At 70.0% G+C, this 18,412-nt stretch carries 18 protein-coding genes and 1 tRNA gene; 10 read left to right on the top strand and 9 right to left on the bottom strand.

The features are described from left to right. Positions 1 to 44: 44 nt before the first annotated feature. Complete coding sequence (locus tag BJ964_RS46530) at positions 45 to 719, top strand: enoyl-CoA hydratase-related protein (protein ID WP_188126636.1); 675 nt, start codon at positions 45 to 47, stop codon at positions 717 to 719. A 157-nt stretch (positions 720 to 876) separates the two neighbouring features. Here the strand turns inward: BJ964_RS46530 and BJ964_RS46535 are convergent, their stop codons facing one another. Both BJ964_RS46535 and BJ964_RS46540 read right to left on the bottom strand, forming a co-directional pair. Further along, positions 877 to 1,797: a DMT family transporter gene (locus tag BJ964_RS46535; protein ID WP_268248040.1), complete on the bottom strand. Its 921-nt coding sequence runs from the start codon at positions 1,795 to 1,797 to the stop codon at positions 877 to 879. 91 nt (positions 1,798 to 1,888) lie between these two features. Then, positions 1,889 to 2,806 (bottom strand): LLM class flavin-dependent oxidoreductase, encoded by a 918-nt coding sequence (locus BJ964_RS46540; protein WP_188126637.1) that lies wholly within the window; start codon positions 2,804 to 2,806, stop codon positions 1,889 to 1,891. Positions 2,807 to 2,958: 152 nt separating this feature from the next. Between BJ964_RS46540 and BJ964_RS46545 the strand changes: the two genes are divergently transcribed. From BJ964_RS46545 to BJ964_RS46555, 3 genes are read left to right on the top strand one after another with little or no spacing between them, the layout of a single operon-like run. Next, positions 2,959 to 3,693, top strand: coding sequence for an NUDIX hydrolase (locus BJ964_RS46545; RefSeq protein WP_188126638.1), 735 nt, complete (start codon positions 2,959 to 2,961; stop codon positions 3,691 to 3,693). Continuing rightward, positions 3,690 to 4,814 (top strand): 5'-methylthioadenosine/S-adenosylhomocysteine nucleosidase family protein, encoded by a 1,125-nt coding sequence (locus BJ964_RS46550; protein WP_188126639.1) that lies wholly within the window; start codon positions 3,690 to 3,692, stop codon positions 4,812 to 4,814. Before BJ964_RS46545 ends, BJ964_RS46550 begins: the two co-directional genes overlap by 4 nt. After that, positions 4,811 to 6,814 (top strand): hypothetical protein, encoded by a 2,004-nt coding sequence (locus tag BJ964_RS46555; protein ID WP_188126640.1) that lies wholly within the window; start codon positions 4,811 to 4,813, stop codon positions 6,812 to 6,814. The genes BJ964_RS46550 and BJ964_RS46555 overlap by 4 nt, the downstream gene beginning before the upstream one ends. A 14-nt stretch (positions 6,815 to 6,828) precedes the next feature. Here BJ964_RS46555 and BJ964_RS46560 read toward each other — a convergent pair. From BJ964_RS46560 to BJ964_RS46575, 4 genes are all read right to left on the bottom strand, one after another. Further along, a tRNA-Cys gene (locus BJ964_RS46560) sits at positions 6,829 to 6,903 on the bottom strand. A gap of 14 nt (positions 6,904 to 6,917) precedes the next feature. Next, positions 6,918 to 8,057, bottom strand: coding sequence for an ankyrin repeat domain-containing protein (locus BJ964_RS46565; RefSeq protein ID WP_188126641.1), 1,140 nt, complete (start codon positions 8,055 to 8,057; stop codon positions 6,918 to 6,920). A gap of 169 nt (positions 8,058 to 8,226) precedes the next feature. Further along, positions 8,227 to 8,619: a hypothetical protein gene (locus BJ964_RS46570; protein WP_188126642.1), complete on the bottom strand. Its 393-nt coding sequence runs from the start codon at positions 8,617 to 8,619 to the stop codon at positions 8,227 to 8,229. A gap of 289 nt (positions 8,620 to 8,908) precedes the next feature. Continuing rightward, positions 8,909 to 10,033 carry an acyl-CoA dehydrogenase family protein gene (locus BJ964_RS46575; RefSeq protein WP_188126643.1) on the bottom strand — a complete coding sequence of 375 codons (1,125 nt, stop codon included), beginning with the start codon at positions 10,031 to 10,033 and terminating at the stop codon, positions 8,909 to 8,911. A 94-nt stretch (positions 10,034 to 10,127) separates the two neighbouring features. On the opposite strand from BJ964_RS46575, the gene BJ964_RS46580 reads away from it, so the two are divergent. Continuing rightward, the gene (locus tag BJ964_RS46580; protein WP_188126644.1) at positions 10,128 to 11,564 is read left to right on the top strand and encodes an aldehyde dehydrogenase family protein; all 1,437 of its coding nucleotides are present in this window, start codon (positions 10,128 to 10,130) and stop codon (positions 11,562 to 11,564) included. Here the strand turns inward: BJ964_RS46580 and BJ964_RS46585 are convergent. After that, on the bottom strand, positions 11,561 to 12,193 hold the full coding sequence (locus BJ964_RS46585) for a GntR family transcriptional regulator (RefSeq protein ID WP_188126645.1): 633 nt from the start codon (positions 12,191 to 12,193) through the stop codon (positions 11,561 to 11,563). The genes BJ964_RS46580 and BJ964_RS46585 overlap by 4 nt on opposite strands. A gap of 67 nt (positions 12,194 to 12,260) precedes the next feature. Here BJ964_RS46585 and BJ964_RS46590 point away from each other — a divergent pair, with 67 nt between their 5' ends. The 5 genes from BJ964_RS46590 (at position 12,261) to BJ964_RS46610 (ending at position 17,010) form a co-directional block, all read left to right on the top strand. Further along, complete coding sequence (locus BJ964_RS46590) at positions 12,261 to 13,274, top strand: LLM class F420-dependent oxidoreductase (RefSeq protein WP_188126646.1); 1,014 nt, start codon at positions 12,261 to 12,263, stop codon at positions 13,272 to 13,274. 1 nt (position 13,275) lies between these two features. Next, positions 13,276 to 14,193: an oxygenase MpaB family protein gene (locus BJ964_RS46595; RefSeq protein ID WP_188126647.1), complete on the top strand. Its 918-nt coding sequence runs from the start codon at positions 13,276 to 13,278 to the stop codon at positions 14,191 to 14,193. A 69-nt stretch (positions 14,194 to 14,262) separates the two neighbouring features. Then, the gene (locus BJ964_RS46600) at positions 14,263 to 15,525 is read left to right on the top strand and encodes a M14 family metallopeptidase (RefSeq protein WP_188126648.1); all 1,263 of its coding nucleotides are present in this window, start codon (positions 14,263 to 14,265) and stop codon (positions 15,523 to 15,525) included. A 129-nt stretch (positions 15,526 to 15,654) separates the two neighbouring features. Further along, positions 15,655 to 16,446 carry a S1 family peptidase gene (locus BJ964_RS46605; RefSeq protein WP_188126649.1) on the top strand — a complete coding sequence of 264 codons (792 nt, stop codon included), beginning with the start codon at positions 15,655 to 15,657 and terminating at the stop codon, positions 16,444 to 16,446. A 72-nt stretch (positions 16,447 to 16,518) separates the two neighbouring features. After that, the gene (locus BJ964_RS46610) at positions 16,519 to 17,010 is read left to right on the top strand and encodes a pyridoxamine 5'-phosphate oxidase family protein (RefSeq protein WP_188126650.1); all 492 of its coding nucleotides are present in this window, start codon (positions 16,519 to 16,521) and stop codon (positions 17,008 to 17,010) included. Here the strand turns inward: BJ964_RS46610 and BJ964_RS46615 are convergent. Then, positions 16,964 to 17,845, bottom strand: a complete 882-nt coding sequence (locus BJ964_RS46615; RefSeq protein ID WP_188126651.1) for an alpha/beta hydrolase family protein — start codon at positions 17,843 to 17,845, stop codon at positions 16,964 to 16,966. The genes BJ964_RS46610 and BJ964_RS46615 overlap by 47 nt on opposite strands. A 9-nt stretch (positions 17,846 to 17,854) precedes the next feature. Continuing rightward, complete coding sequence (locus BJ964_RS46620) at positions 17,855 to 18,409, bottom strand: NADAR family protein (RefSeq protein ID WP_188126652.1); 555 nt, start codon at positions 18,407 to 18,409, stop codon at positions 17,855 to 17,857. Between the last annotated feature and the right edge of the window lie 3 nt (positions 18,410 to 18,412).

The raw sequence follows: 18,412 nt of genomic DNA on the forward strand, positions 1-18,412 counted from the left end.
GGCCGGTCCGCTATGTTACCGACAGGTAACTAAGGAGGCCCGACATGCCGACCCTTGACCGCCACGACGACGTCTACGTCCTCGACCTCGGCGACACCGAGAACCGGCTCCATCCCGACATGCTCACCGCGCTCAACAAACTGCTCGACGAGATCGAGGCGGACACCCGGAACGCGCCACGCCCGGTAGCCCTGGTCACCACCGCGAGCGGCCGCCACTACAGCCTCGGGCTCGACCTCGACTGGCTGGCCGGCCACCCCCAGGAGCGCCTGGCGTACGCCATCTCCGTACACGATCTCCTCGCCCGGATCCTGACCCTCCCGATGGTGACCGTCGCCGCGATGCCCGGCCACGTCTTCGCCGGAGGCGCCATGCTCTCGCTCGCCCACGACCTGCGCGTCATGCGCGCCGACCGCGGCTTCTGGTGCCTGCCGGAAGCGGACATCAACCTGCCCTTCACCCCCGGCATGAGCGCTCTCATCCAGGCCCGCCTCACTCCGCAGACCGCACACGAGGCGATGGTCACCGCCCGCCGCTACGGCGGCCTCGACGCTGCTGAGCTGCGCATCATCGACCAGGCCGTCCCCGCCGACGACGTCCTGCCGACCGCGGTCTCGCTCGCCGCGTCGCTGGCGAGCAAGGCCGGCCCCGCGCTCGGCACGATCAAAACCCGCCTGTACCCCGACGTCCTGCAAGCGTTGCGCTCACCCCAGCTCTAGACGTACGCCCCAAGCGCACCGCCCCGCGAAAAGGCAGGGTCATCCACCGGCTTCCCGTCAGCCAGGAAGCCGGTGGTGGTCCACCGGCCGGATCGGCTCACCGCGCCCGGATTCAGCCACGGGTCGCCTCGGCGGGCTCGGGATCGTGGGCCCGGGTTCAGCCGCGGGTCGCCTCGGCGGGCTCGGGGTGACGGGCTCGAGTGGGGCGGCTGCGGGAGACGGCCACACCGGCCAGGCACAGGGCGCCGCCGGCCAGGGTCAGCCAGCCGGGCACCTCGCCGAGGATCAGCCAGGACATCAGGACGACCACGGCCGGGACCGCGTATGCGGCGGAGCCCATCTTTCCCGCGGTGGTGCGGGCCAGGGCGTATGCCCATGTCGTGAACGCGATCGCGGTGGGGAAGACGCCCAGGTAGACGACGTTCAGGGTGATCGCGACGGGGGCCGCCCGGACGTCGGCGATCAGCTGGCCGGCGAACGGGAGGCAGGCGAACGCGCCGATCACGCAGCCGAACGTGGTCGCCTGCAATGCTGACGCGTGCTTCAAGGCGGGCTTCTGGGCCACCACCCCGGCCGCGTAGGTGACCGCTGCCACCAGGCACAGGACCACTCCCAGGACCGAGGAACCGCCGCTGCCGGACATCGAATAGCCGACGATGACCGTTCCGGCGAAGGACACCGCCATTCCGGCCAGCAGGCGTGGCGGGAAACCCTCGTGCAGCAGCCATCCGGCCAGCAGGGCCATGATCGCCGGGCCGACGTTGACCAGCAGGGCGGCGGTGCCGGCGTCGACGAGTTCCTCGCCCCAGTTCAGGGCGACCATGTAGCCGCCGAACCACACCACCCCGGAGATCACGATGCCCGGCCAGGCGGCCCGCGGCGGCAGGCCCTGGCGGCTGATCAGCAGGAAGATCAGCAGGGTGACGGCGCCGGCCAGCAGACGGCCCAGGGCCAGCGAGCCGGGGGCGAAATGTGGGGCGGCCGCCCGGATTCCGACGAACGCGGACGCCCACAACACCACCGTCACGGCTGCGGCTATGACGGCGGAACGCTCCGGGCGTACAGAATCTGGTGTCACGTGGGACAGCTAAGCGTGCCGCGCGGCACGCGGCTAGCGAGAATCGGACGTCGCGTTGAACACAGCCTCGCGTCCGGCAGCGGCGTGCGGATCAGGGTGCGGTCAGGAGGCCGAGGGACTGGATCGCGTCGAAGGCGTCTTTACGGACCGCGTAGCGGGTGATGCCCCAGCGCTTCTCGTGGCGTTCGATCGCGGCGCGGATCTCGGCGGGCGTGCCGATCAGCACGAACGGCGCGGCCAGGACGTCGGCGACCGTCATGCCGATGCGTTCGGCGTGGGGTGCGGCTTCGGCCTCGGCGTCGTCGGTGACCGCCACGATCTGGACGAGAGCCTCCAGGGCGGGCGGGGTGTCGCGGCCTGCCGCACCCGCGGTGACCTGCTCGATCTGGTGGTCGATCTGGTCGGCCAGCCAGCGGGGCTCATGGCGGTGGCCGTCCTCGAGGGTGCGGCCCAGGCCGCTCAGGCCCACGATGTCGGCGTGTTCGCCGGCCCAGCGCAGCATGCGGGAGTTGGCGGTGCCCAGGAGCAGCGGGATCCGTTCCTGCACCGGGCGGGGCTTGGCGAGATGGGCCTCGTGCATGTCCAGTCCGGCCTGGTGGACGGTGACGGTGTCGCCGGCGAGCAGGGCCTGGGTGGCCTCGGCTACGGCCAGGCAGCGGTCCACCCGTTCGGTGACGCCAGGTCGTTGCCGGCCGATCGCCTGCCATTCGGCGGGGGTGTGCCCGGCGCCGAGGCCGAGCCAGGCCCGGCCGCCGGAGACCACGTCCAGGGTGGCGGCGTCGACGGCCAGGTGGATCGGCTCGCGTACGCCCGCATTGGACACATACGCGCAGAGGGCGATCCGTTCGGTGACCGCCGCCGCGGCGGCGAGGGCCACGCTCGGGGCGGCGCAGGATCCGGGGTGGTCGGGCGAGTAGAGGGCGTCGAATCCGGCGGCCTCGGCCCGTCTCGCCAGGGCGAGCCAGGAGGCGGCATCTTCGGGTACGGCCTGGAGCGCGAAGGTCGTCACCCGTTCGAGCCTGGCAGCGCGCCACTCCCCCGGGAACCCGATTATGCGGACGGCAGACGATGTTGCGGAACTGCGTGCGCTCCTGATCGCAGCCGGAAAGCTGACACGCGGACGTACTTCCTGTCAGTTTGACAAGAAGCTACATTGCATCCATGGACGACGATTCCTGGGTGCCGCCGGCCGTGCTCATCGCGGTCGATCTCGTCATCTTCACGCTGCGCGAATCCCGCCTTCAGGTGCTCCTCGTGGAGCGCGGCGTCGACCCGTTCCGCGGCGCTCTCGCCCTGCCCGGCGGCTTCCTCGCCCACGCCGAGGAGGATCTGCTCGCCGCCGCCCACCGAGAGCTGGCCGAGGAAGCCGGGTTCGCCGCCGACCAGCTGCATCTGGAACAGCTCAGCGTCTACGGGACGCCGGGCCGTGACCCGCGCGGCCGGGTCGTGTCGGTGGCGTACCTCGCCATCACACCGCGCCTGCCCGAGCCGGTCGCCGGCACTGACGCGTCCGACGCCTGGTGGATCCCCACCGACCGGGCGCTGTCACCGGACACCCGGCTCGCCTTCGACCATCGACGGATCGTCGCCGACGGCGTCGAGCGGGCACGCACCAAGCTGGAGCACTCGGCTCTGGCTACCGCGTTCTGCCCGCCGCTGTTCACGATCAGCGAGTTGCAGGAGGTCTACGAGGCGGTGTGGGGCGTCCGCCTCGATCCCCGCAACTTCTACCGCAAGGTTCAGAGCGTCAACGGCTTCATTGAACCGGCTGGTCCCGTCCGCAAGACGGAGAACGGGCGGCCCGCGCGGCTGTTCCGGCCCGGCCCACGCCAAGCGCTGCATCCCCCGATGAACCGGCCACCCGAGCCGGGCGCCAGCGAGAGGAGACCCATATGACCAGCGACCTCGTCGTCATCCTCACCGCGCTGAACCTCGAGTACGAGGCGGTCCGCGGCAAGCTCGACAACCCACGGGTCCACTGGCATCCGGCGGGCACCCGCTTCGAGACCGGGCGGCTGGGCCGCGACGGCTGCCGCGTGGCGCTGGGGCTCGTCGGCAAGGGCAACCATCCGGCGGCCGTGCTGGCCGAGCGTGCCATCGCCGAGTTCTCCCCCGCCGCGGTGCTCTTCGCCGGCGTCGCCGGAGGACTGTGGCCGAGCATCAAACTCGGCGACCTCGTGGTCGCCTCGCAGGTGTACGCGTACCACGGTGGGACCAGCGAGGACGACGGACTGAAAGCGCGGCCGCGTGCATGGGAGATCCCGCATCGGGCCGGGCAGATCGCACAGCATCTGATCCGCAGCGAGGAGTGGCTGGACCCGTCGGTCGGCGGCGAGCGGCCGACCGTGCACTTCGGGCCGATCGCGGCCGGTGAGGTGGTGCAGGACTCCAGCGTCTCCGAACACGCCCGGTGGGTGCGGGAGCACTACAACGACGCGCTCGCCATCGAGATGGAGGCGGCCGGGGTCGCTCAGGCGGCGCATCTCAACGAGGCGCTTCCGATCGTGGTGATCCGCGGCATCAGCGACCGGGCCGACGGCACCAAGTCATCGACGGACGGACAGAACTGGCAGCCGCGGGCCGCCGCGAATGCCGCCGCCTTCGCCGTCGCACTGGCTCAGCAACTGGTCACCGACAGCACCGCTGGACAGGAGAGGAACTCCGAGATGGGACCGAGCTTCCGCAACATCGCCACCGGGAACGCGCGAGTGGGCGTACAGGCTGGGCAAATCTTCGGTGGGGCGCACGTCGGGGATCGTGCGGATCAGCCGGTCGACATCGTGGCGGCGATCGCGGAGCTGCGCCGGCTGGTGCGGGCCGCACACCAGGACGGGCGGCTCGACGACGACACGTACAAGGCCGCGGAGGCGGAGCTCGACGACGCCACCGACCGCGCCTCGTCCGGGCGTGGCGGCCTTCTGGTGACGCTCAAGCGGCTCAGCGGACTGGTCGCCGACGTCGCCGAGGTCGCCGCGCGCCTGTCAGCGGTGATCGTCGCGGTCCGGGACCTGTCATGACCATGACGGATTTCACCAACACCGCCTCCGGCGACGCGCGGGTCGGCTACCAGGCCGGGATCGTGGTGAATGTGAACGGCAGCTACAAGGTGCCGCCGGGCGCCACGCCGGAGGAGATCTTCCGGATCGGTGTCGAGTTCTTGAAGGCCCGGATGCCGCTCGAAGCCCGGAAGCTGATCGCGAAGGCGATCGCGCTCGGCCACGCCACCGAGGAGGTCCACTTCTACCGGCTGCTGGCGCAACTCAGCGGCAAAAATCTGCGCGAGCTGAACAGCGACGACATGGAGGGTCTGAAGACGATCTGCGCGGAACTTCCCACGCCGCACGGCAACGACGACTGGACCGTAGGACTCCGGTCGGTGGCGTCGATGCTCACCTACTTCTCCGGCGCCGACGAGCCCGCGTTACTGGACAAGGAACTGGCCGGCCTGCCTCCGCTCCAGCGGGAACTGATCGTCGACCACCTCGGCGAACTGCTCGACGGATCGGTTCAGGACCGGATGTGGCTGCGGTCCGTCGAACGCGCCGGCCAGTTGCAGCTGGCGAACGACCGGGAGAACCGGGTCTGGATCTTCTTCGAGCCGGAGCCCCGGCGCCCCCGGCGGCGGTATGCCGGACGCCCCAGGTTCCGCTTCGCTGATCTACTCCTGGCGATCATCAGCGGCGGGGCGTTCCTGTACGCGGTCGGCAGCATCGGCTGGCTGCTCGCCCAGGGCGGCAAAGCCACGCTCCTGCTCGCCTATGCCGCCGCCGTCGCCGGAACCGCCGTGTCCCTCTGGTCCGGCTCGGCATGGCACTTCCGGGCGCAACGGGTGCGGGCCAAGGACGCCGAACTCGTGCCGTCCCGGCGTCGCCGCCGGGACGCTCCGGCGGGTGGTTTCGCCCGCAAGGTGGACCAGATCTTCGACGACTGTTTCGGTCGCTACGTGCCCCGCGACACCGACCGCTCCTACTGGCTGAAACAGACCCGGGGCCTCCGGGAGCGCCTACGCGACGAAGTGGTGGACATGTACCGGGACCAGCCGGTCAAGGCCGACGAGATCGCCTGGTTGATCCGTCACCTCGTCGCCGACGTCAAACAGCGATGGCAGAAGGACACGCTGACCGCCTACCGGCAACGGTGGCGCACTCCGGCACGAATCCAGGCGACCTGTCTCGCCGGGTTGCTGGCCCTCGCCGGCGGTTGTTTCCACATCGTCCCCGCCATCGTTTCCGAGTCGCCGATCGCTGGGACGGGCTGGGTAGCGCTCGCTCTGATCGCAGCGGTGATCTGTGCCCCCGCGCTGTTCGCCATCCTCGGCGAGTACCGGCGGATCCCAGCCGACCAGACCGAGTACGACGAGCAGTACCGGACTCGCTCGCTGGCCTATCAACGGTGGGCGGACAAGCTGGCGCCCCGGCCCTCGGATCGGGAGATGGCCGACTGGCTGGAATGCGATCGCAAACTTCTCGTCGACAAGGCCCTCCGGCAGTACCGGCTCAGAGCCAGTCAGGTGATCGCGCACGCCTTCATCGAGGCGCCGCAAAGGGGCACCAAACGGGCCCGGGTTCAGCACGGGCCGTTGCGCTACTCGAAATACCAGATGCTGCTGTTCCTGTTGACCGACGACGGTGTCCGGCAGGTCAACTTCCTGCACGACTTCGAGAATGCCGACTCCTTCCCCATCGTGCGCCTGAACTACCGCTTCGACGCGGTCGCCGCGGTCCGGGTCCACGGCTCACCGACCAGCCGCCAGCACTTCGAACTGACGCTCGTCAACGGTGCACCGATCACCGCCCTGATCAGCGAGACCATCGACGAGAACATCCGGCCCGACGAGGACGTCACCGCCCTGTCCGAGGCCACGCTCGATGCCTCGGGTCTCCCGCGCACCCTCAACGTGCTGGAGGGCGTCGCCGCCGAGGGAAAGGAGTGGATCAGGTACCAGCAGCGGCGGATAGAGCACCGCTTGGAGGTTCTCGGCGACATCCTCGGACCGTTCCGGAGTACACGGAGATGATCGCGGGTGGGGAGTGAGGGCCGACCGGATTCGAACCGGTGTCCTCCGCCTGTGCAGGGCGGCGCGACGACCTCTGCGCTACGGTCCCCACTCGCGCGACAGCCTAGCGGCCACCGGGGTCGAAGTGTTCGGCCAGTTCCCGTAGGACGGTTGAGCGGTGGCGCAGCGTCTCGTCGGCCGTCTGGTCGGCGGCTGCCCGGCACTGCGCGGCCTGCATTCGCAGCCGGGGGCCGTGGTGGCGCATCTCCTCCGACGGTTCCAGGGACGCGGCCAGGAAGGTCACCAGGTCCATGTCCTCGCTCTCGACGACGTGGCCGAACGCTTCCGGGGTGATCAGCGCGCCTTCCGCGGCCAGGCGGCGGGCCAGGTGGGCGTCGGCCGCGTGGGCGCCGACGCGCAGGGTGTTCGTCACCGGGACGCGGCGGGTGAGCAGCCACTCGACGGCCGGGAGATGGCGGTTGGCCAGTGCGATGTCGATCGGGGTGAGGCCGTTGCGGACCGGTTCGGCGACGTCGCAGCCGGCCGCGGCCAGGCGGTCGAGCAGGTCGATGTCGCCGGTCGCGGCGGCGCGGTCGAGGCCGATGCGCCGCATTCGGGGCTGTGCGGCGATCTCGGCCCGTGCCAGCGCCGCGCGCCAGTCGAGAATCGTCGAGCGGGCCAGATTCCGAAGTTTCGCGGCCACGTCCGGTGATTCTTCGCCGAGTTCGTCGATCGCGTCGCGTAGTTCGATGCCGGAATCGCCGCCGTTCCACGGGTCGTCTTCGAGGGCCAGTCGTCCGAACAGTTCGCCCAGTCCGGGCGCCAGCGCCGCGGCGTGGTCACCGGTTTCGAGTTCCCATCCGGGTGGGAGTCCCTGCTGCCAGTAGACGACGGCGCCGTCGCCTTCGGTGTCCACATAGAATCGGTCGAGGTATTCGAATCCGCCGAACGGCAGGTACCGCAGCTTTGCCGATCCGGCCAGCTCGGTCTCGTGGTCGATCCATCCCCACAGGTCGTGATAGCCGTCGTGGGAACCGAACACCTCGCTGAACGAGACGGGCGCGTCCAGGTCGTAGTCGAGTCGGCCGCCGAATGCGCTCCGCCACAGTGCGACCAGTTCCACCGGAATGGTTCCGGAACACCGGGCCGCCACGGCCGCGAGGGTTTCGGCGTCGATCGGCGGTTCCGCTTCGGTGATGATCCGGTTCGCGAAAACCACGATCCCGGCTTCGGCGGCGGTTTCTTGGTCTCTTTCGCTCAGCACGGGGCCACTCTCTCAAATTCATCACCCCTTTTCTGGTACGGGACTGGCAATTCCGCCATATTTGCCCCGTTCCCGGAAGCTCCCGGCGATCATCTGCCGGGGCGCGCCCGTGCGGCCGCATCCGGGCTCAGCTGCCGAAACAGGCCGCGAAACAACGGGCCGGGCTACCTCAGCAGGCCGCGATCACCGCGGCCGGCAGTCCGGAGGCCTGGCAGCCGTACCATCTCTGCTGGTATCCGTCGACCTTGACGGTGAGGGAGTCGGAGGAGTCGGCGTACCGGAGCAGTTCGATGGTGCCGGTGGTCCCCCAGACCGGATATTTCAGGTTGATCGTCGACTCGGACACCTCGAAGGTGAAGGTTTTCTGGCTCTGTACCGGCCACGCGGTCTGGCTGGGTAGATAGCTTGTCGAATACCCGCTGCCGGTGTCGGAGTCGAAATGCCAGATCAGCGACGGGGTGAACTGGTCGCCTCCCGGCTGGTACCAGGTTTCGCTGTCGCTGTCGGCGCTGGCCGGTGCAGCGATCAGCAGGCTCGCGAGAAATCCCGCCAGAACCGCCATCCGCCTGATCGTCGCCGTTCCCATGGCATCCCCGCCTTCCGTAGCCGATGCACACCACGGTATTCGCAGCATTACCGACGGTGAACGGAATTCATTCCGGGGAGCGGTTCACGACCGTCCACCGGGTTACCGGCATTGCGATCACCGACCCGGATGTGGTGGCCGTTGCCGCAGCCGGGCCCGCAGCGGGCCTACGGCCTTGACCCGGCAGACGGCCGCCCCGAACCGGCGGGGCGGCCGTCGTTGTGGTTGTGGCGCGCGGTCACCCGTACCGGAAAGGGGTGGTTTTCTACAGGCCGTAGGTCTTGCCGATGATGTCGCGCTGGATTTCGCTGGTGCCGCCGTAGATCGTCGAAACCAGGGTGGCGCGGACGTGGCGTTCCATGTCGTATTCGGTGGCGTAGCCGTAGCCGCCCATCATCTGCATGCCGGCCAGCGCCACCTGGCGGGCGACCTCGGTGGTCTTGAGTTTGACCATGGAGCTTTCGCGCGGGAGGACCTTGTGGGGGTCGCGGTCGGCGAGGGTGGCGACGCGGTGGACGAGCAGGCGGCAGCATTCGATCTCGGTGGCCAGATCGGCGACGCGGTGGCGCAGGGCCTGGAAGGAGCCGACCGGGCGGCCGAACTGTTTGCGCTGCTTGATGAAGTCGAGGGCGTCGTCGAAGGCGCGCTGGGCGGTGCCGAGCATGAGGGCGGCGAGGATGAGGCGCTCGACGTTGAGGCCGGCCATGAGTTGCTGCCAGCCGCGGTCGACGGTGCCGACGACGGCGTCGGCGGGGACCACGACGTCGGTGAAGTAGAGGTCGTTGACCTCGCGGCCGCCCATCGTCTCGATGCCGCTGATCCGCAGGCCGGCGGCGTCGGTGGGGACCAGCAGCATGGTGAGGCCGTGGTGGTCGCCGGGGTGTCCTCCGGTGCGGGCGACCAGCAGGATGGCGTCGGCGATGTGGGCGTTGGAGCACCACGTCTTCTGGCCGTTGATGACGTAGCCGTCGTCGGTGAGCACGGCGCGGCAGGAGAGGTTGGCGACGTCGGAGCCGGCTTCCGGTTCGGACATGGCGATGGCGTAGACGCGGCCGGTGGCGAGGCCGCCGAGGACGGTCTTCTTCTGGGGTTCGCTGCCGGAGCGTTCGACGGCGGCGGCCACGATGGCGCTGGTGGTGAAGCCGCCGACGGGGGCCTGGCCGTAGCCGACCTGTTCGAGGAAGAGGCAGGTGTCGACCATGCCGGCGCCGGCGCCGCCGTACTGGTCGGGGACGGTGACGCCGAGCCAGCCGAGGTCGGCCATCTTGCGGTAGATGTCGGGGTGGTGGGGGCCGTCGCCGCGCTGTTCGCGGGTGCCGGTCTCGCGCCGGCAGAAGTCGGCGACGGCGTCCACGAAAGCCCGCTGCTCATCCGTTAGATCGATGCTCATGTCGTCACCTTCCGATGGTTTGTGCAGGTGGGGCGTAATGTTGACAGCGACCGTAACATATCAAATATCAAATTTTCAGCGTCGGGAGTTCGCCATGGGCACTGTCTTGCGCTCCTACTCACCCGGCACCACGGACGTCGTCGGGGAGTACCCGTTCGCCGATTCCGAGGCTGTCCGGGCCGCCGTCGACCGGGCTCGGGACGCCGCCCGCTGGTGGGGTGGCCTGAGCTTCAAGGAGCGCCGGGTGCGCCTGCTCGCCTGGAAGCGGGCGATCGCCACCCGGATCGAGGAACTGGCCGCACTGGTGTCGGCGGAGACCGGGAAACCGGTCGACGACGCCGTCCTGGAGGTGATGCTCGCGGTCGAGCATCTGGACTGGGCGGCCCGCAGCGCCGGCAAGGTGCTGGGCCGGCGGAAGGTGCCGTCCGGGATGCTGGCGGCCAACCATGCGGCGACCCTGGAGTACCTGCCGCTCGGTGTGGTCGGGGTGATCGGGCCGTGGAACTATCCGGTCTACACGCCGCTGGGCTCAGTGTCGTACGCGCTGGCCGCCGGCAACGCGGTCGTGTTCAAGCCGAGCGAGCACACCCCGGGCACCGGGCAGTGGCTGGCCGAGGCGTGGCCGGGTGAGCAGCCGGTGCTCCAGGCCGTGGTGGGCGACGGCACGACCGGGGCGGCCCTGTGCTGGTCCGGAGTGGACAAGATCGCGTTCACCGGGTCGGCGGCGACCGCCCGCAAGGTGATGGCGGCCTGCGCGGAGACGCTGACGCCGCTGGTGGTGGAGGGCGGCGGCAAGGACGCGCTGATCGTGGCGGCCGACGCCGACCTGGACGCGGCGGCGCGGGCGGCGGCGTTCGGCGGGTTCGGCAACTCCGGGCAGACGTGCGCGGGCGTGGAGCGGGTGTACGTGGTCCGGTCCGTCTACGAGGACTTCCTGAACCGGTTACAGAAGCTGGCCGAGTCGGCGTCGTACGGCCCGATGACCACCCCGGAGCAGCCGGCGATCGTCCTGTCGCACGTGGAGGACGCGCTGGCCCGCGGCGGCCGGGCCATCGTCGGCGGGCCGGAGTCGGTGCAGGGCGCCCGGATCGCGCCGGTCGTACTGGCCGACGTGCCGGAGGACTCGACGGCGGTGACCGAGGAGACGTTCGGCCCGACGCTGGTGGTGAACCCGGTCGCCGACCTCGACGAGGCGGTCCGCCGGGCGAACGCGGTGAAGTACGGCCTGGCCGCGTCGATCTTCTCGAAGGACGGGCACGCGGCGGCCGGCATCGCGCGGCGGCTGCGGACCGGGGCGGCGTCGATCAACGCGGTGCTGGGGTTCGCCGGGGTGCCGTCACTGCCGTTCGGCGGGGTGGGCGACTCCGGGTTCGGCCGCATCCACGGGGCGGACGGGCTGCGCGAGTTCTCCCGGGCGCAGTCGGTGACCCGGCAGCGCTTTCACGCGCCGCTGGATCTGATGCGGCTGGACCGGGATCCGAAGGTGATGGCGCGGGCGGTGAAGCTCTTCCGGATGCGCCACGGACGTTAGCCGCCCCAGATGCCCAGGCCGTCGAGGTGTTTGACCAGGCGCTCCGCCCCATCGGTGAAGTGCCTGGTCATCGCGGTGCGGGCGCCGGCCGCGTCGGCTTCGGCGAAGGCGGTGAGCAGCGCCTCGTGGTCGGTGCGCATGCCGTCGCGCCAGCCGGGGTCGGCGGAGTAGACGCGGGCCGGGGTGTAGCGGGTGGCGGTGCGCAGGAACCAGCTGAGCTTGCGGGAGTGGGCCATCCGGTTCACGGCGCGGTGGAACTCGTACTCGTACGTCTCGACGTCGGCGGCGCGGCGGGCGCGGGCCACCTTGGCATGCGCCACCCGCAGCTCGGCCAGCTGGGCCTCGCCGATCGCGACGGCCACCCGGGCGGCCAGCTCACCGGCGATGTCGCCCTGCAACTGGAAGACGTCGAGAATGTCCTGCCGGGACAGTGGGGCCACCACATATCCTTTGCGCGGCTCCAGGATGACCATGTCCTCGCCGCGCAGTGTCAGCAATGCCTCCCGGACCGGGGTGATACTGACCCCGAGGCCGGCGGCGACCTCCTCGAGCCTGATGCGGGCGCCGGGGCGAAGGTCTCCGGACATGATCCTGGTCCGCAGTGCGGATGCGACCTCTTCGGAGAGCATGTCCGTCTACCTCTCGCTTTATCAGGCTTCACCGTATCAAATATCAAAAAACACGGGAGGTTCGACGATGCGCCTGGCAACGACACTGATGTATGCGGGAGACCCGCGGACGACCGCGGACGAGGTGGCCGGCTGGGAGCGGGCGGGCCTCGACATCCTGTGGGTGGCGGAGGCGTACGGGTTCGACGCTCCCACGATCATGGGCTATCTCGCGGCGAAGACCGAGCGGGTGCAGATCGGCTCGGCGATCCTGCCGATCTATTCGCGTACGCCGGCGCTGCTCGCGCAGACAGCGGCCGGTCTGGACGCGATGTCCGGCGGCCGGGCCATCCTCGGCCTGGGCGCGTCCGGGCCGCAGGTCGTGGAGGGCTGGCACGGCGTGCCCTACGACAAACCGATCGGCCGGACCCGGGAGATCATCGAGATCTGCCGGGCGATCTGGCGGCGCGAGGTGATCGACCACGACGGCCTCTACCGGATGCCGCTGCCCGGCGGCCTCGGCAAGCCGCTGAAGATCCTCACCCACCCGGTGCGCGACCGGATCCCGGTCTACGTGGCGTCGCTCGGCGCGGCCAACGTACGGATGACCGCCGAGCTCGCCGACGGCTGGCTGCCGTTCCTCTACATCCCGGAACGCGCCGCCGACGTGTGGGGCAAGCCGCTGGCCGAGGGCACGGCAAAACGAGACGCCGACCTGGCGCCGCTGGAGGTGGTGGCCGGCGGCCCGCTGGCGATCGGCGACGACGTCACCGGTCTGCGGGATCTGGCCCGGCCGATCGTCGCCCTGTACGTCGGCGGGATGGGCGCCAAGGGCCGCAACTTCTACCACGACGTGGTCAGCCGGTACGGGTTCGAGGCCGCCGCCGACCGCATTCAGGAGCTGTACCTGTCCGGACACAAACAGGAGGCGGCGGCCGCGGTTCCCGACGAGCTGCTGGAGCTGACCAGCCTGATCGGCCCGGAGTCGTACGTCCGGGACCGGATCGCCGCGTACAAGGAGGCCGGAGTGACCGTGCTGAACGTGATCCCGTTCGGTGACCCGCTGCGCCAGATCGCCCGTGTGAAGGAGTTGATCAGCTGAGATGGGCCGTTTCGACCTGGCGAGACGCATCGCCGCGCTGGACCCCGAGAAGGACCACCTGGAGATCTACCAGATCTCCTCCGGACAGGAGTTCCCCTGGGACTACACCCGGGCGCTGGAGTTCGCCCTGTTCCGCACCTACTGCGTGCCGAGCATCTCGAAGCTGCTCGCGGCGACCGGCGAGTTCCGGGACAGAGCACAGCGACGGTACGACGACACGGCGCTGCTGATGGCGGAGATGGCGGCGCACGGCTACGACTCGGACCGCGGCCGGGAGGCGCTGAAGGTGGTGAACCGGGCGCACGGCCGCTATGCGATCAGCAACGACGACATGCTGTACGTGCTGTCGACGTTCATCTACGACCCGATCGACTGGATCACCCGCTACGGCTGGCGGCCGCTGCACTCCAACGAGAAGCTGGCGGCCTACTTCTACTACCGCGAGGTCGGCAAGCGGATGGGGATCAAGGACATCCCGCAGACCTTTCCGGATTTCCGGAACTTCAAGGATTCGTACGAGGAGAGGCACTTCGTCTATTCGGACACCAACCGTGAGATCGGGGAGTACACGGTCGGCCTGTTCGCGGGCTGGTTCCCCGCCCCGATGAGGCCGGCCGTGCGCCTGGGGGTCCGCGGGATGCTCGACGACCGGATGCTGCGGGCGTTCGGGTTCGAGCCGGCGCCCGCGTGGGTCGGCGCCCTGGCCGGGGCCGGTCTGAAAGCCCGCGCCGGGGCGCTGCGGTTCTTCCCGCCGCGCCGCGAGTCGGTGCTCGGCAACCCGAAGAGCAACCACACGTACCCGGGTTATCCGACCGGTTACCGGCCCTCGGACCTGGGTGCGCCGCCTCCGCCGGACGATCTGCCGGAGGAGCTGCGGCGGCCATCACGTCAGGACCAGGGGAATATTGACATGGCCTGACGCATTGCTGACCTTCGATCCCTGGGGGTTTGCTGTGAGCACTGTCTTCCCCAGATCCGGAGGTCGTTCATGAGACGACGGTCCTTCGCGGTGCTCGCCGCGGTCGCGATGTGCGCGACCGCGGCGATCAGCGCCTCCTCCCCCGCCACCGCCGAGACGGTGCCCGACCCCGCCGGCGAGTACGAGATCTACGACGTCCGCACGCTGGCCCAGCGCAACACGATCACCCGTACCGGTGTGGCGATCGACGACATCGAACACGGTGTCGCGACGGTGACCGCCACCGGCGCCGAGGTGTCCCGGCTCAAGCGGCTCGGCTTCACCATCGAACCGGTGCTGCGCACGCTCGACTTCCCGCCCGCCGACTCGGCCTACCACAACTACGCCGAGACGATCGCCCAGATCAACTCGGTGGTGGCCGCGTACCCGGCGATCGCCAGCAAGCGGGTGCTCGGCACGTCGTACGAGGGCCGGCAGATCGTGGCCGTGAAGATCTCCGACAACGTGGGCACCGACGAGTCCGAGCCCGAGGTGCTGTACGACGCCAACCACCACGCCCGTGAGCACCTGACCGTGGAGCAGGCGCTCTACCTGCTCGGCCAGTTCACCGGGTCGTACGCCACCGACACCCGAATCAAGAACATTGTGGACACCCGGGAGATCTGGATCGTCCCGATGGTCAACCCGGACGGCGTCGAATACGACATCGCCACCGGCAGCTACCGGTCGTGGCGCAAGAACCGGCAGCCCAACAGCGGTTCCAGCTACGTCGGCACCGACCTGAACCGCAACTACAGCTACAACTGGGGCTGCTGCGGCGGCTCGTCCGGCACCACGTCGTCGGCCACCTACCGCGGTCCGTCCGCGTTCTCGGCGCCGGAGACCCGGGTCATCCGGGACTTCGTCAACAGCCGGGTCGTCGGCGGGGTGCAGCAGATCAAGGCGGCCATCGACTTCCACTCCTACTCGCAGCTGGTGCTGTGGCCGTACGGGCACACCACGGCGAACACCGCCACCGGCATGAACGCCGACCAGGCCAACACGTTCGCCACGCTGGGCCGGCAGTTCGCGGCCACCAACGGCTACACCCCGCAGCAGTCCAGCGACCTCTACATCACCGACGGTGACTCGCTTGACTGGCTGTGGGGCGTGCACAAGATCTTCGCGTACACCTTCGAGCTGTACCCCGGCAGCTCCGGCGGTGGCGGCTTCTACCCGCCGGCCAGCGTGATCCCGGCGCAGACCTCCCGCAACCGGGAGGCGGCGCTGCTGCTGGCGGAGGCGGCGGACTGCCCCTACAAGGTGATCAACAAGCAGTCCACGTACTGCTGAGCCTCGCACGTGCGGGCGGTTCCGGCTCCGGCCGGGACCGCCCGCTCGCGATATAAGCGAGCCGGGATGTTTATATCGATGTACATCAATGACAAACTCGGTGCACCCCAGAATCAGAGGAGAACCGAGATGCGCAGATGGCGAACCCTTCTGGCGATACTGGCCGCGGTCGTCACCGCCGCCACCATGTCCCCCAGCCCGGCGGCGGCCTCGGACCCCGTCACCCCGTACGTCGTCGGCGGCACCCGGGCCGCCCTGGGTGAGTTCCCGTTCATGGTCCGCCTGTCGATGGGCTGCGGCGGCGCACTCTACAGCCCGACCCTGGTGCTGACCGCGGCACACTGCGTCAGCGGCACCGGCACCAACACGTCGATCACCGCCACATTCGGCGCCGTCGATCTGCAGTCTTCCACCCGGGTCACCCGCAAGTCGAACTACGTCTACCGGGCGCCGGGCTACAACGGCAACGGCGACGACTGGGCGTTCATCCGCCTTGCCAGCGCGGTCACCCTCGGCACCAACATCGGCACGCTGCCGATCACCACGTCCACCACGTACGACACCGGCACGTTCACCATCGCCGGCTGGGGCTCGGCCAGCGAGGGCGGCTCCCAGCAGCGCTACCTGCTCAAGGCCACCGTGCCGTTCGTCAGCGACGCCACCTGCAACTCCTCCGCCATGTACGGCGGCGACGTGATCGCCGCCGAGGAGATCTGCGCCGGCTACACCGCCGGCGGCGTCGACACCTGCCAGGGCGACTCCGGCGGCCCGATGTTCCGCCAGGGCGCGTCCGGCTGGGTCCAGGTCGGCATCGTCAGCTGGGGCGAGGGTTGCGCCCGCGCGAACAAGCCGGGCGTCTACACCCAGGTCAGCTACTTCTCCGCCGCCATCCGCTCCGCCGCCACCAGCCTCGGCGGCTGACCGGCCCTCCCGTTCCCCACGCTCCGGGCGCCCGCCGTTCATCCGGCGGGCGCCCGGGTGTTTGCTGGGGGGATGACGATCAAGCCCACCCGGACACTGGAGCCGGACCGGCTCGCGGAGCGGGTCCTCAATCTGTTCGCGTCGCTGAACATGTGTGTGCTGGCCACCAGTGACCCGGACGGGGCGCCGCACGCCACCCCGGTCCGCTACTTCTCTCGGGACTTCACGCTGGTCTTCACGGCGCTCGGCAGCTCGCCGAAGATCCGGAACCTGCGGGCCGACCCGCGGATCTCGGCCGGGGTCTTCGCGCCGCTCGCCGGGCCGGAGAGCAGCCGTGGGGCGCAGCTCTTCGGGACCGCGCGGGTGCTGGCGCCCGGCGATCCCGGCTTCGACGAGCACTGGGCGATCGTCAGCCCGCGGATCGACGAGGCCGAACGCGCCAGTTTCCTCGCCGACCCGTCACGCTGTGTGCTCGGGGTGATCAGCCCGGACCGGATCGTCTACACCGATCACTGGCTCAAACGGGACGGGTACGCGCCCCGTCAGACTCTGAAGCTCTCCTGAGGAAGGCGACCGCACCGGCCACCGCCTCGGCACGGGCGGCGGCGCCCGCCGGATCGTCCGGGAACAGGTGATGGTGCTCGACGGCGTCGCCGAGGGTGCTGCCCGTCGCGCCCGGAATCAGGTCGAGGTAGCGCAGCGCGATCTGCTCGGGCGGGGTGATCACGTCGGCGCCGGCCCAGCGGATCTCCACCGGGCGGTTCACCGCGCGCAGGCTCACCTCGTCGGCCATCCCGCCGTCGCCCGGGCAGATCAGGTAGGCGGCCCGCACCCGGTCGTCGCTCTGGTCGGCGGCCGCCTCGGCCAGGAACGCGCCGATCGTCTCTCGCGTGACGGCGCCGCGCAGCCACTCGAACGCGGTCGGGAACTCGGGCATCGCCGGTTCGGGCACCCGGCCCTCGGCCAGCAGCCGCAGCGACGCCGGGTCGAGACGGACACCGACCAGGGCGGCCGACGCGTAGCCGCCGGCCGAGAATCCGGCCGCGGCCACCCAGCCGATCCGGTGCTCGGCCTCGATCACGTCGAGCGCGTGCCGCAGATCGGCGGGCCGCTCCCAGATCCGCAGGAACGCCGGCGCCAGGTAGCCGTCCACCCAGTTGTTGCCGTGGTGGTCCACCGCGGCGACCAGGAAACCGGCCCGGGCCAGCGGCTCGGCGAGCCAGGCCAGATCCTGTCCGGCGGCGCCGGTGCCGTGCGACAGCAGCACCAGCCGGGCCGGGTCGCCGGTGGCCGGGCCGTCCGGCTCCCACAGGTGGATCCGCACCGGCCGGGCCCGCTCCGGGTCCTCGAAGGACGGACGGCTCCGGTCGATGGACTCGATGGTCCGCGGCGTGGGCACGGACGGACGTTACCGCAACTCCTCGCGCACCCGCATGAGCGCGAATCCCAGCAGGTTGAGGCCGCGCCAGCGGGACGGGGCCGAGGCGGCGTCGTCGTCGCGGGACAGGCCGATGCCCCAGATCCGGTCCCGCGGGCTGGCCTCGACCAGGATCCGGTCGCCGGTGCCCAGCAGATAGGTGCGCAGCGCCGGGTCACCGCCGAACTTCGCCAGGTTGCCGGCCACCACGATCGGTACGCGGTGATCGTTCCACGTCCTCTGATCGAACCCGGCCACCCGGCCGCCCAGCTTCTTCGCCTCGTGCGGATGCCCGGCGGCCAGGATCCGCTGTGCCATGGCGCCGTCGCCGAACAGCACCGCCTTGCGCCACATCATGTAGTGCTCGGCCGTGGCGAACCGGGTGCCGTCGACGGTGAACGGCGACGGGAACCACTGGCTGAGACAGCCGGCGCCGATGCTGCCGTCGTGCTCGGGCTGGTGCCCCCAGAAGAACAGGAATTTCAGCCGCTGCTCGGTGACCTCCGCCACCACCAGGTCATCAACGGTACGCATCGCTCCGGACATGCC

Source organism: Actinoplanes lobatus (assembly GCF_014205215.1).
In the GTDB taxonomy this organism is placed as follows: Bacteria; Actinomycetota; Actinomycetes; order Mycobacteriales; family Micromonosporaceae; genus Actinoplanes; species Actinoplanes lobatus.